This window comes from Verrucomicrobium sp. BvORR106 (genome assembly GCF_000739655.1).
In the GTDB taxonomy this organism is placed as follows: Bacteria; Verrucomicrobiota; Verrucomicrobiia; order Verrucomicrobiales; family Verrucomicrobiaceae; genus Verrucomicrobium.
The window spans coordinates 65,770-78,168 of record NZ_BATR01000069.1 but is presented as its reverse complement, the minus strand read 5'-3'; the positions used below and the strand labels follow the sequence as shown (position 1 = coordinate 78,168).

Here is a 12,399-nt window from a genome sequence, read left to right as displayed (position 1 = left end):
TATGAACCCGAATCTCACGCCCCCTCTTCCGCTCTCGCGACGCGAGTTCCTGCGCCGCTCCGGACTTGGCTTCGGCATGATGGGACTGGCGGGGCTGGTGGCTTCTCCCGAACGACTGGCCGTCGCCAGCACAGGCGCGGGGCAGCTCAGTCACATCGCACCCAAGGCCAAACGCGTCATTCATTTCTTCCTCAACGGTGGCCCCTCTCATGTGGACACCTTTGACCCCAAGCCCGCTTTGGCGCGGTATGTGGGCAAAACGCTGCCCCAGGCCCGCCTCACCGAGCGGAAGACGGGAGCGGCCTTCCCCTCCCCGTTCACCTTCCAGCGTTACGGCCAGAGCGGGATCGAGGTAAGCGAGCTCTTCGCGAAGACGGCTGCGCACATGGATGACATCGCGGTGATCCGCTCCATGTACGCCCAGGTGCCCAACCATGAGCCGTCTCTCATGCTCATGAACTGTGGCGACTCCGTGCAGCCCAGGCCCAGCCTCGGCTCCTGGCTCATGTACGGTCTGGGCACGGAGAATGAGAACCTCCCGGGCTTCATCGCCATGTGCCCCGGTGGCCAGCCGATCAAGAGCGCGGAGAACTGGCAGTCCGCCTTCCTGCCCGGCATCTACCAGGGCACCTATGTGGACACCCAGCACCGCGAACTGGACCGCCTCATCGAGAACATCCGCAGTCCTCATGCCACCGCCGGCGTCCAGCGTCGGCAACTGGATCTGCTCCAACGGATCAACCAGGCCCACCGCCAGGAGCGGCTCGATGTCCGGCTTGATGCCCGGATCCAGTCCTTTGAGCTCGCCTTCCGCATGCAAACCGAGGCGGCAGACGCTTTTGACCTTTCGCACGAGCCCAAACACATCACCGACCTCTATGGCAATGGCGTCCATGGCCGGCAGACGCTGATCGCCCGCCGCCTGCTGGAGCGTGGGGTCAGATTCGTCCAGCTTTGGCACGGCGCAGGCCAGCCCTGGGATAACCATGAGAAGATCGAGGAGAACCATCGCAAGCTCGCCGCCGAGATTGACCAGCCCATTGCCGCCCTGCTCAGCGACCTGAAACAGCGTGGCATGCTGGATGAGACCCTCGTCATCTGGGGTGGCGAATTTGGCCGCACCCCCACCGTGGAGATGGGCGGCGGCACCTCCAAGCTGGGCCGCGATCACAACCACTATGGCTTCACCGTCTGGATGGCCGGCGGCGGCATCAAAGGCGGCACCGTCCACGGCAGCACCGACGAGCTCGGCTTCGCCGCCCAGGAGAAGCCCACCAGCGTCCATGATCTGCACGCCACCATCCTGCATCTCATGGGCCTCAATCACGAACAGCTCACCTACCGCTACGCCGGTCGCGACTTCCGCCTCACAGACGTGTATGGCGAGGTGCTGCGCGAGATCATTGCCTGAACCGCCCGCCAGGTAATAGCCCATCCGGCGTCCGGCGCGATTTCAGGAAATCACCGCGTCGCCTCAATCTCAGTGGGGACCGCACGCTTCCAGCGTGCCGGCTTCTGCATCTTGCAGAAGCCCTCAGTCAAACGTCCCCCCGACATCACCAGCCCCTCGACGTTCCCCCAAACCCACCGCCCCCAACACCTGGCGACGAAGTCGCTATGGAGTGCGTGCGGGAACCGCCGCTTTGGCTACACCTTGTGAGGTTCGAGCCCCTCACAATCATCAACGAAGCCCAACCCCACTCCGCTCCCACCGCACCGCCAACAGTCCGACACAGGACTCCCCAAAGCGGCGATTCTCGCCGCACTCCCAAAATCCCGACAAGTCGGGATCAGGTGGAGCACAACTTGAGTCACTCGCACATCCCTCCATCCTCCGACATCCAGATCCCCCACTTCGCTCTCCTCCAACATCCCTTCGTGCCTTTGTGCCTTTGTGCCTTTGTGCCTTCGTGTGAGAACTTCCCTCCTGCCCATCCCGCCCTGCAGGAGCCTCAACCGGCCGCCGCCCCGGGCCTGCGTCTCAACCAGCGCAGCGTCTCAACGTGCCGCTTGCGGCACACCTCAACTTCCCCACCAACCTACCACTCACCGCTTACCACTTACCGAATCCATCCACTCCACCACCCGCCCGGTCAGCTTGAACGACCCGTTGCGGTTCACGTGGTCCGCATCATAAAACTCGTCGGGCGGGAAATCATGATTCCCCCCTTTGTTAAAGTCCTGGAACCAGCTCAGGGGCAGTTCCTGGTCCAGCTTCTCCAGACGCTGCACCATCTGCATCATGGCCTCGTGCGTGCTCCAGTCCGGATCCGCCGCGGGCGCGTCCTTCACCCAGGGGTGCATGGGGGTCACCAGCAGCAGCACTTTCACACCCTTGGCATTGAGCGCCTTCACCGTTTCCACGAACTCGGTCCAGCGCTCCTCGCTCCACTCGAAGTTCGCAGTCTTGAAGGTCTCGTTGATGTACGCGTGAAGCTTCTCCGGCTCTGTGGCATCCGGCATGCCGCCGCGCTTGCGCCCTTCCCAGCCCCAGTCGTCAAAGTTGTGTACGTTCAGCTGGCGCACCTCATCCACGGTCACGGGGGTGGTCGCGGCAGGCACCGGCCAGAGCTTGGCCTTGTTCTCCTGATCATAGTGCCAGCCCGGACTCGCCAGAAATTCGGACAACTTCCGCGGGTCCTCCCGCTTCGCATTGAAGCCACGCGGACTCACGCCCCACACCACCCACTCCAGCTTGGGCAGCGGCAGCACATACTCCCGCACCACCAGACATTGCATGGCGTTGTTCGCACCGGCCGGGGCCAGGTTCAGCGCCACCGGCGTGCCCTGATTGATCTGCCGGTAGAACATGCGCGTGGAGATGCCCTTGGTCACAAGGGAGTTCCCCATGGCCACCACCCGCAACTGAGGACGCAGCTTCCAGTAGAGCCGCATCTGCTCAGAGAAAAAGCCGCCATAGTCCTCCCGCAGTACCAGCGGGGCCTCCTTCCCCTTCGGCAGGGGGGTCATGTCGAGGTACTTGGGCAGATCCTCGGTCACATCCAGGTCATCACTCTGGCTGACGTCTTGCAGCTCTTGTTTTTCCGCGAACGGCCGGAGGTTCAGCGTCACTTCCTCCTCCAGATTCTCATTCACCGGCACCGCCTTGGCTGCGGCCACACTCCAGTGGGCCACCCGGATTTTCGGCACATCACACGTGCCGTAGATCACTTTCTTCACCGCGTACTCGTGCCACACCAGCGAGTCATCATACGGGAGGATGTCCGCCGGCAGCTTCTTCTTGGAGATGGCCACCCGCGTGGCCACCACTTGCAACTCCGCCCCTGGCACCCGTTCCGCCGTCTTGGGCTTTTCCTGACGACACCCCACCAGCAGGGTCAGCAGCCAGAGGAAACAGATGCAGCGGGGGGTCATGGGTGGGCAATCTGGAGCAAACCCGGGCACCATTCAAGCCCGGTCAAGCCAGCCCCCAGCCCCTCATTCGCGCTCACATGCTGGCTCACTTGGCCACACAGGTCGCCTGCCAGGCGACGATCCTCTGGGTCAGCTTCACGGATCCTGCCCGGTTCATGTGATCGGCGTCATAGAATTCCTCTGGGGCGAAGTCGTGATGCCCCGCCAGGTTGAAGTCCCGGTACCAGCTCAGAGGGAGCTCCTGGTCCAGGCCCGCCAGCCGCTGCACGAGCTGCGCCATGCCCTCGTGGCTCGTCCAGTCCGGGTCCGCGGCCTCCGTTTCCTTCACTACCGGGTGCATGGGCGTGGTCACCAGCAGCACCTTCACACCTTTGGCATTCAGCGCGCGCAGGGTTTCCACGAACTCCCGCCAGCGGTCCTCGCCCCAGGAGAAATCAGGCTCCTTGAACTCCTTCTTGATAAAGGCGCGGCGATCCTCCGCACTGCTGGTGCTGGGCAGGGCGACCTGATCGCGCCCCTCCCACCCCCAGGCGTCGAACTTGGTCACCTTGAGCTGCGCCAGCTCCTCCACCGTCACGGGAGCTGTCGCAGGGGCCGGCCAGAGTTTGGCCTCATTCTCCTGGTCATAGTTCCACCCCGGACTGGCCAGGAAGACCTCCAGCTTCGCGGGATCCACCCGCTCCGCATTGAAGGCCCGCGGGCTCACCCCCCAGACCACCCACTCCAGCTTGGGCAGCGGCAGTACGTATTCCCGCACGATCAGGCACTGCAGCGTGTTGTTGGCGCCAGCCGGAGCCAGGTTCAGCGCCACCGGGGTACGGTCATTCTCACTTGGGTAAAAGAGCTGCGTGTTGACCCCTTTGGTCACCAGGGAGTTCCCCATCGCCACCAGCCGGAGCTGGCTGCGCAGCTTCCAGTACAGCGTCATCTGCTCAGAAAACAGGCCGCTGTAGTCCAGTCGCAGGGACTTGGGAGTCTTGTCCACCCGCAGCGTCTGCCCCAGATCGATGAAACGCGGCACGTCCTCGTCAAAGCCCAGGTCATCACTCTGCGCCACCTCTTGCAGGGCCGAGTTGGCCGCGAAGGGCCGCAGGCTCAGGGCCAGTTCATCACCCACCTTCTCCTCCACCGGCACCTCCTGCGCCCCGGCCACGCTCCAGTGAGCCACCCGGATCTTGTCCGCCTTGCACTCGCCGAACCAGACCTTCTTCACCTGGTACTCGTGCCAGACCAGCGCGTCATCATAGGGCACCACATCCATGGGCTTCTTGGCCTTGGACACCGCCGTACGCTCCGCCAGCACCTGCAGTTCCGCCCCGGGAACACGCGCCTCCCGACAGCCTTGAACGGCAAACAACACCAGCACAAGGCCCAAACGGGTGGCAATCATCTGGTGCCACTCTGGAGCAAGTCCCGCCCCGCGCAACCAGCGGAAAAGCAACATTGCACCCCGCCCAGCCCCTCCTAGAGTGCGCTCTGCCCATGTCCTCCCCCCTTCCTCCCGGTCTCACGCTCATCGCCATCGCCGCCATGGCGTCGAACCGCGTGATCGGCCGGAACGGCACCCTGCCCTGGCACCTGCCGGAAGACTTGAAGTTCTTCAAGAAGACCACCGCCGGCCATCCCGTGCTCATGGGGCGAAAGACCTTTGAGTCCATCGTGACCGCTCTGGGCAAGCCCCTGCCGAACCGCCGCAACATCGTCCTCAGCAGCACTCTGCCACCTCAAGACGGCGTGGAGATCATCACGGATCTGGCCGACCTCGCCCAGCTCCCCGCTCTGGATCCTGCCCTGCCCGTGTACCTCATCGGCGGGGCTCAGCTCTATGAGGCGCTGCTGCCGGTCTGCGATGAACTTTTGCTCACGTGGATCGACCAGGCCTATGAAGGCGATGCGTTTTTCCCGGCTTTTGAAGCGGATTTCACCCTGCAGGAGGTGCTCGGCCGCGGTGAGGGCTTCGAGTTCCGCCGTTACGTGCGAAGCGGCAGATAGGGTCTCACGGGCCGGGACGTTAGACTGCTCCGCGCTTGGTGAAACCGGGCGCGCCTGTTCTTTTCTCCCACTCATGAAACCATCTGCCTCGATCTTCCTCGCTCTGGCGCTGGCCACCGTCACGGCTGGCCCCGCCTTCGCCGACGGCCCCAAAGACAACATCCCCACCAACGTCCGCCCCATCCCACCCGTGGGCGTGGAGGTCCCCCAGGCCGACCGCGAGGCCATTGAAAAAGGACTGCAGGAGCTCAAGGCCGCTATCGAAGACGCAAAGAAGGCCCAGGCCAAGAACCCGCAACTGGCCGACCTGCTGCCGGATGTGGAAGTCTTCTACAAGGCGGTGGACTGGGCCCTGCGCTACCAGCTCTTCAGCAAGCCACCAGAGATCAAGCTCGCCTTTGAGCAACTGGCCGAGGGCAAGTCCCGCGCCGAAGCGCTGAAGAAAGGCGACGCCCCCTGGACCCGCCAGAAGGGCCTCGTGGTTCGAGCCTATCGCTCCAAGATCGACGGCTCCGTGCAGCCCTATGGTCTGGTCATCCCGGACAGCTACGACACCAGCGGCGGCGCTCCGGTGCGGCTGGACTTCTGGATCCACGGCCGTGGCGAGACGCTCAGCGAGCTCAGCTTTGTGGACCAACGCATGAAGCAGAAAGGCCAGATCTTGCCGAAGGACGCCATCGTCCTGCACCCCTACGGCCGCTATTGCTGCGCCAACAAGTTCGCAGGCGAGGTGGACCTCTTTGAGGCGCTGGAGCACGCGAAGAAGTTCTACCGTATCGATGAAGACCGCATCGTCATGCGCGGCTTCAGCATGGGTGGTGCCGCGGCGTGGCAGTTTGCCGCCCACTTTGCCGACCAGTGGTGCGCCGCCAATCCCGGCGCCGGGTTCGCGGAGACTGCGGAGTTCCTCAAGGTCTTCCAGACGGAGGATGTGAACACCGTCCCCTGGTGGCACAAGAAGCTCTGGGGCTGGTATGACGCCACAGATTATGCCCTGAACCTCATGCAGTGCCCCACCGTGGCCTACAGTGGCGAGATTGATAAACAGAAGCAGGCGGCCGACATCATGGACCGCTTCCTCAAGGCTGAGGGCCTGGACCTCACCCACATCATCGGGCCGCAGACCGCGCACAAGATCCATCCGGACAGCCTCATCGAGATCGAGCGGCGTCTGGCCGACATCGTCGCCCTGGGCCGCAACCGCACCCCTGCGGAGGTGCACTTCGCCACCAAGACCCTCCGCTACAACCAGATGAACTGGGTGACCGTGGACGGCCTGGAAGAACACTGGGAGAAAGGCCGCGTGGATGCCGTGGTGAAGGGCGACGCCTCCGTGGAGGTGAAGACCAGCAAGATCACCGCGCTCACGCTGAACTTCGACGCCGGGCACAGCCCCTTCCATCTGCAAAAGAAGGTGACCATCACCCTGGACGGCACCCCCTTCACCACCGGCACGCCCAAGCTGGACCGCTCCTACACCGCCTCCTTCCAGAAGAAGGACGGGAAGTGGCAGATCGCGGAAACAACTGTCGCCCCTGCCGCTGGCAACGTGCTGGCCAAGCGCCACGGCCTGAGCGGCCCGGTGGATGACGCCTTCATGGATGCATTCCTCTTTGTCACCCCCACCGGTCCGGCCCTGAATCCCGCCGTGGAAAAATGGGTGGGCAGCGAGCTCAACCACGCTGTGGTGGAGTGGCAGAAGCAGTTCCGCGGTGACGCCCCGCAGAAGAAGGACACCGAGGTGAAGGACGAGGACATCGCCCGCAACAACCTTATCCTCTGGGGTGACCCCTCCAGCAACGCCGTGTTCAAGAAGATCGCCGACAAGCTGCCCATCAAGTGGACCGCCGAGGGCCTGGAAGTGAACGGCAAGAAACACGCCGCCGGCGAGAACGCTCCCGTGCTTGTTTACCCGAACCCGCTCAACCCCGCCCGCTACGTGGTGATCAACAGCAGCTTCACCTACCGCGAGTACGACTACCTGAACAACGCCCGCCAGGTGCCCAAGCTGCCCGACTGGGCCGTGGTGAACTTCAGCGAAGCGCCCAATGTGGTGACTCCCGGCAAGATCACCGACGCCGGCTTCTTCAACGAAGCCTGGCAGTGGAAGCCCGCTCAAGAAGCCGCCGCCGCGGCCAAGCCCTGAGACACCACCCTCAAGGTCCCAAAACCGTAACTCCTCGCTCCATCACCGCCCGCCGGTGATGGAGCATGGGGGAAGGGATAAGGAATAAGGGGCAAGGGATAAGCAAGCTCACCAAGAGCCACCCCCGACTCCCGCAAGCTGAGGCCCGCCCTCTAAATACCCCGCCCCCAACACCTTGACGCACTGCCCACTGACGCACTGACGCACTGACACACTGGATTCTCTTGCTCCCCACCAGAAACCAGAGAGAATTGCGCCATGCGTCACCCCATCCTCCTGCTGCTGCCGCTGCTCGCATGGCTGCTGGCCGTGACCAGTCAGGCTGCGGCCCCGCAGGAGCCTCTGCCGCCCCTGCCGCCGAGTTCCATCCTGGATGATGCCCGGCTCTTCAATCCCGAGCAGACGGCGAAGCTCACCTCCCTCCTGGCCACCTGCCGACAGCAGACCGGAGTGAGGATCACCGTTGCCACCTTCACCTACACCAGCGGCATCACCGTCAGCCAGCGCGCCCAGAGGCTGGCCCTCCTCTGGCTCGGGGGTGAACCCGGCCTCGTCTTCGCCTTCGACCGCGGCTCCTCCCAACCCGCCATCGCCGTCTCCCCCGGACTCTGGAACACCTACCCTGCGGACGACATCACCATGATGGTCCTGCGCAACAGCACCATCTTCGCCAACGGGAACCCCGTCCCGGATGAACGGATGGTCGCCGTGATCGAAGCCACCGCCGCCCAGATCACCAATCTGGAAACCACCCGGCGTCAGCGCCTCCAGGTCTTCACCAAGGACGACCGACAACTCGCCACCGTCGTCATCCTCGTGCTCGCCGCCCTCGGCGGAGCCTCCCTCTGGTTCTCCCGCCGCATCCGGCACAATCGCGCGGTTCAGGAAGAAACGTACCTCTTCCCCGACGTCCACGTCTCCTTGCGACTGGGTGCCCCCTTCGGCGGCGGCACCGCCGCCGAGGCGAAAGGCCGGCAGTAGCCGCGACACCAGCCTCCAGCCTCCAGCCTCCAGCCGGTGCGGTGTGTGCCACCGGGAGGAGCGCAAGCATCCCACAGCCCACTCTTGTGTCTCCCGCGTAGCGCATGCGTCAGGTTAACAAGATACAGGGAACCAAGCGGAGACTGATCCCGAGTTCGCACAACGGCACCCCCACGCCAACGGCGTGATACAAAACAGCCCGGGGTCAGACCGCGAAGCGGTCGCCACCCCGGGTATCGATTGGATAGCGATGGAACTCCAAGGGAGTTCTACAGACCGTCCAGAATACCCAAGGTGCCTCTCCTGCACACGGTGAACGAACTCAGGGATACGGCCACGGTTTGTAGAACTCACTTCGGAGTTCCGGTCCACCCGCCCATGTACCCAGGGTGGCGGCTCGTGCCTCGCCTGACCCTGGGCTACTTTGTTTGACGCCCTTGGCGTCAGAGCGATCTCATTGGGGACCGCGCGCTTCCAGCGTGCCGGCTTCTGCATCTTGCAGAAGTCCTCAGTCAAACGTCCCTCCGACATCACAAGCCCCAAGACGCCCTCCCAATCTCACCACTCCCAACGCCTGGCGACGAAGTCGCTGTGGAGTGCGTGCGTGAAGCGCCGCTTTCGCCTGCCGACAACACCATCCCCACTACCTCAAGACTACCGCCAGCCAGCCCTGCTTTCCCACCAGGTTCAAGGGAGCAAACCGATCCACCAAAGCGGCCCTTCACGCACGCACTCCAGAGCCCCGCAAGCGGGGCCAGATGTTGATCGTCTCCAGACTTCTCAACCCTTCCTCGGCTTCCGATTTCATCTAGACGCTCGACTTCAAACTTCCCGCCACACCACACGATCCCCCGCCCCCCATGCCGAAGGCATCACAGACGGTAGCCGGGGGTCAAAGGAGCGTAGCGACTGACACCCCCCGGTATTCTCAAAGAAACCCCCGACCCTGAAAGGGTCGCAGAATCGCCCGCTCCACCCCGGACATCCACCCCCACGCCACCTCACCAGACGCTCGACTGAGCGGGGCTGGGAACCCCCGCATCCTTTACCGGCCCGCAAAACTCAGGGGCCTCTCAAGACATCCCTCCGACCTCTCAAGCCCCCCAGACGCTCCCCGACCTCACCATCCCCCAACACCTGGTCCCGCTTGCGGGACTTTGGGACTGCGGTGAGCATCACCGCTTTGGCCACACCTGGTGAGTTTCTAGCCCCCAACGGCTGCCACCGAAGCCCGTCCCCGCCGCCCGCACCAAAGCACAACACGGCACCAAGACCGCCCTGAACCCGGAGGGTTCGCCATGAATGCGACCGAAATTCTACCGCGGAGCGGTAGGCCTGAGCGGACATGCGCCGACGGACGCGAATTCGCGGAAAGAGGTCAGGGGATGCGCAACGCCATGGGACTACCGCTCCGCGGTAGCGCTGCGGGCCGGGCAAACCACGGGTAGCCCTCGCTTCACTCGGTCGACCCGTGGCTACTCGTGGCGAACCCTCCGGGTTCAGCTGCTGGAAGGAGCGATACCCAACCGCTGTCTCCCACCTCGACCGACGCTCCCGGCAAAATGCCGGGAACAGCACGCAGGATTCGTGCGCTCCCCAAACTTCCTTCGCAGCGTCGCCCCAGAGTCAGTCTCATTGGGGACCGCACGCTTCCAGCGTGCCGGCTTCTGCATCTTGCAGAAGCCTTCAGTCAGGCGTCTCTCCAACATCACCAGCCCCAAGGCGCCCTCCCAACCTCATCACTTCCAGCCCCTCATGCCGAAGGCATCACAGACGGTAGCCGGGGGTCGAAGGAGCGGAGCGACTGACACCCCCGGTCACCTCAAAACATCCCCCGACCCTGAAGGGGTCGCAGAACCTTCCGCCTCGTCTCCTGATGCCGCAACTACCTGCGAACAAGAACCGGGACGGCACTTCCCCATTGCCTCTCCGGCAATTCCACCACTCCCTAACTCCACCACTCCACTGATTTACCGTCCTACCGAATCACTGAATTACCGTCTTACCGACATCAATCCTCCTCCTCCGCCCCTTTGGGCGGCAATCCCAACTGCAACCTCATCTCGCCCAGGCGGACATCCATCTCCTCCACAAAACGCCAGGACAGGCGCTTGCGTTGGTATTTGCGCCAGAGCACGTCCCGCAGCGCCTCATAGTGTTCCAGCGTGGGCTCGGGCAGCGGCTCCCATTCATCCATCTCATTCGTCGTGTGGAAGAAGTGCCACTTTCTCGCATCCCAGCAGGCGCGGAAGTGCAGACGGCGGTTGTCTTCATCCCGCTCATGCCATTCATGGGTCTGAGAGTGGAGTTTTACTTTCATGGATAAGGGGGGCGCGAAACGAGCAGGCGTACATACACCTCTTGCAGCCTGTTCCGCCCGGATGCAAGCCCGGCCTGCCTCAGCCGAACCGTACACAGTACACAGGCGGCAACTCCGCGCTCAGGCGCTGCCAGGACTCCCCGCCATCCGCACTGGTCCAGACGGAGCCCGTGGTGGTGCCGAAGGCCAGCGTCCGCCCGTCCTCCGCCACGGCCAGCCCATGCCGGTAGGCCAGATGGTACGCATGCTCCTGCGGCAGGCCCTCCCGCGCCGGGGTGAAACTCCGCCCGCCGTCCCGCGTCCTCATCACGCTCAGCGCCCCGTCCACTGGCACCCGCAGCTCATCCTTGATCCCCGGCACAAACCACGCCGTGGCCGCATCCGCCGGATGCACGGCCACCGCAAAGCCAAAGTCTCCGGGATCCGCCGTGCGCAGGCGCTCCCAGTTCTTTCCCGCATCCCCAGAGCGGAAGATGCCGCTGTGGTGCTGCATCCACACCACGTCCGGCTGGGCTCCATTCCGCACGATGCGGTGCGGATCCTGCACGTCTGGGTCCCCGGCCAGCTCCGGAGGCATGTAGTCCGCCTGCTGACCGGCTCCGATGCACTCCCACGAGGCCCCGCCATCCGCCGTTTCCCAGACCCCGCCGCAGGAGATGCCCAGGAGCACCCGCTGGCTGTCCCGCGGATCCACCAGGATGGAATGGATGCCCGGCCAGTCATAGCCGCCGCCGAACCACTTGGCCCGCTTCGGGTGCTGCCACAGGCTTTCCACCAAGGACCAGGTGGCCCCGTGGTCCTCTGAGCGGAACAGCCCACCCGGGATGGTGCCACACCACAGCACTCCTGGCTGGTCCGCTCCGCCGGTCTCTAGCGACCAGATCTTCTCCAGATTCCACGGCACCGGCACCTGCCTCATGGGACACAACACCTCCGTCGCCCCCTCCGGCTTGGGCGGGTAGGCTGGGCTCGCCCGCTCCTCCCACGTGGCCCCGCCATCGCGGGAGGCCTGCAGCTTGGTGCCGAAGTGGCCGTGCTCCAGCACCGCATAGAGGGTGCCGTCCCGCGCATCCGGCAGCAGCATGGGCACATGCACCCCCAGAAAGGAGGCCCGGCCCAGCCGCCAGCCTCCGTCCGGGGTCGATTCAGCTTCGATCAATCCTTTGCGGGTGCCCAGATAGAGTTTCATGGTGGAATGAAGGGGGGAGGGAGAGGTGCGAGCAGCGGCTTCGTTCAGCCGCCAGACAACGCCTGCATGACGAATATCTCCGAGTTCGGCGAGACAGGGTCCGACAACTTTTTGCGATCCCGGAGGGTCTGCCCATCCAAAAACACCACCACATGGGTACGCAACGCCCCCTGGTCATCCAGGATGTACCCCTGCAACTGGGGCTGCCGCTCAAACGCCGCCAGCAGGGCCTCCCGCACCGTGTCTCCTGAAACCTCGCACGCAGCAGAGGCCGTCTGGCGGGCGAGATTGGCGGTGAATTCGACCGTGGGCATACGGGGGCAGCCCGGCTCAGGGGCTGCGCCAGCCTAACGAAAAGCCCCCTCGGGAGGCAAGCCGATTTCACACCGGCCTGGG

9 protein-coding genes are annotated in these 12,399 nt (G+C 64.1%); 4 read left to right on the top strand and 5 right to left on the bottom strand.

The window, feature by feature from the left end:
• Position 1 precedes the first annotated feature (1 nt).
• Positions 2-1,411 carry a DUF1501 domain-containing protein gene (locus BV106_RS10745; RefSeq protein ID WP_038164323.1) on the top strand — a complete coding sequence of 470 codons (1,410 nt, stop codon included), beginning with the start codon at positions 2-4 and terminating at the stop codon, positions 1,409-1,411.
• 635 nt (positions 1,412-2,046) lie between these two features.
• On the opposite strand, the gene BV106_RS10740 is transcribed toward BV106_RS10745, so the two are convergent.
• Positions 2,047-3,375 carry a hypothetical protein gene (locus tag BV106_RS10740; RefSeq protein ID WP_038164322.1) on the bottom strand — a complete coding sequence of 443 codons (1,329 nt, stop codon included), beginning with the start codon at positions 3,373-3,375 and terminating at the stop codon, positions 2,047-2,049.
• An 85-nt stretch (positions 3,376-3,460) separates the two neighbouring features.
• Complete coding sequence (locus BV106_RS10735) at positions 3,461-4,765, bottom strand: SGNH/GDSL hydrolase family protein (protein ID WP_038164320.1); 1,305 nt, start codon at positions 4,763-4,765, stop codon at positions 3,461-3,463.
• 92 nt (positions 4,766-4,857) lie between these two features.
• Between BV106_RS10735 and BV106_RS10730 the strand changes: the two genes are divergently transcribed.
• The 3 genes from BV106_RS10730 to BV106_RS10720 all read left to right on the top strand — a co-directional run bounded on the left by BV106_RS10730 (position 4,858) and on the right by BV106_RS10720 (position 8,494).
• Positions 4,858-5,367 (top strand): dihydrofolate reductase, encoded by a 510-nt coding sequence (locus BV106_RS10730; RefSeq protein ID WP_038164318.1) that lies wholly within the window; start codon positions 4,858-4,860, stop codon positions 5,365-5,367.
• Between the two features lie 73 nt (positions 5,368-5,440).
• Positions 5,441-7,513, top strand: coding sequence for a prolyl oligopeptidase family serine peptidase (locus BV106_RS10725; RefSeq protein WP_038164316.1), 2,073 nt, complete (start codon positions 5,441-5,443; stop codon positions 7,511-7,513).
• A gap of 258 nt (positions 7,514-7,771) precedes the next feature.
• Positions 7,772-8,494: a TPM domain-containing protein gene (locus tag BV106_RS10720; protein ID WP_038164315.1), complete on the top strand. Its 723-nt coding sequence runs from the start codon at positions 7,772-7,774 to the stop codon at positions 8,492-8,494.
• A 2,011-nt stretch (positions 8,495-10,505) separates the two neighbouring features.
• Here BV106_RS10720 and BV106_RS10710 read toward each other — a convergent pair.
• From BV106_RS10710 to BV106_RS10700, 3 genes are all read right to left on the bottom strand, one after another.
• Positions 10,506-10,814, bottom strand: coding sequence for a hypothetical protein (locus BV106_RS10710; RefSeq protein WP_038164310.1), 309 nt, complete (start codon positions 10,812-10,814; stop codon positions 10,506-10,508).
• Between the two features lie 79 nt (positions 10,815-10,893).
• Positions 10,894-12,003, bottom strand: coding sequence for a sialidase (locus BV106_RS10705; protein WP_038164308.1), 1,110 nt, complete (start codon positions 12,001-12,003; stop codon positions 10,894-10,896).
• Between the two features lie 44 nt (positions 12,004-12,047).
• Positions 12,048-12,317 carry a MoaD/ThiS family protein gene (locus BV106_RS10700; RefSeq protein ID WP_038164306.1) on the bottom strand — a complete coding sequence of 90 codons (270 nt, stop codon included), beginning with the start codon at positions 12,315-12,317 and terminating at the stop codon, positions 12,048-12,050.
• Positions 12,318-12,399: the final 82 nt, after the last annotated feature.

What these genes read in the sequence shown, in the direction of transcription:
- BV106_RS10725 (WP_038164316.1), top strand. Translation starts at nt 5,441, where the DNA reads ATGAAACCATCTGCCTCGATCTTCCTCGCTCTGGCGCTGGCCACCGTC.
- BV106_RS10700 (WP_038164306.1), bottom strand. Translation starts at nt 12,317, where the DNA reads ATGCCCACGGTCGAATTCACCGCCAATCTCGCCCGCCAGACGGCCTCT.
- BV106_RS10735 (WP_038164320.1), bottom strand. Translation starts at nt 4,765, where the DNA reads ATGATTGCCACCCGTTTGGGCCTTGTGCTGGTGTTGTTTGCCGTTCAA.
- BV106_RS10745 (WP_038164323.1), top strand. Translation starts at nt 2, where the DNA reads ATGAACCCGAATCTCACGCCCCCTCTTCCGCTCTCGCGACGCGAGTTC.
- BV106_RS10740 (WP_038164322.1), bottom strand. Translation starts at nt 3,375, where the DNA reads ATGACCCCCCGCTGCATCTGTTTCCTCTGGCTGCTGACCCTGCTGGTG.
- BV106_RS10705 (WP_038164308.1), bottom strand. Translation starts at nt 12,003, where the DNA reads ATGAAACTCTATCTGGGCACCCGCAAAGGATTGATCGAAGCTGAATCG.
- BV106_RS10720 (WP_038164315.1), top strand. Translation starts at nt 7,772, where the DNA reads ATGCGTCACCCCATCCTCCTGCTGCTGCCGCTGCTCGCATGGCTGCTG.
- BV106_RS10730 (WP_038164318.1), top strand. Translation starts at nt 4,858, where the DNA reads ATGTCCTCCCCCCTTCCTCCCGGTCTCACGCTCATCGCCATCGCCGCC.
- BV106_RS10710 (WP_038164310.1), bottom strand. Translation starts at nt 10,814, where the DNA reads ATGAAAGTAAAACTCCACTCTCAGACCCATGAATGGCATGAGCGGGAT.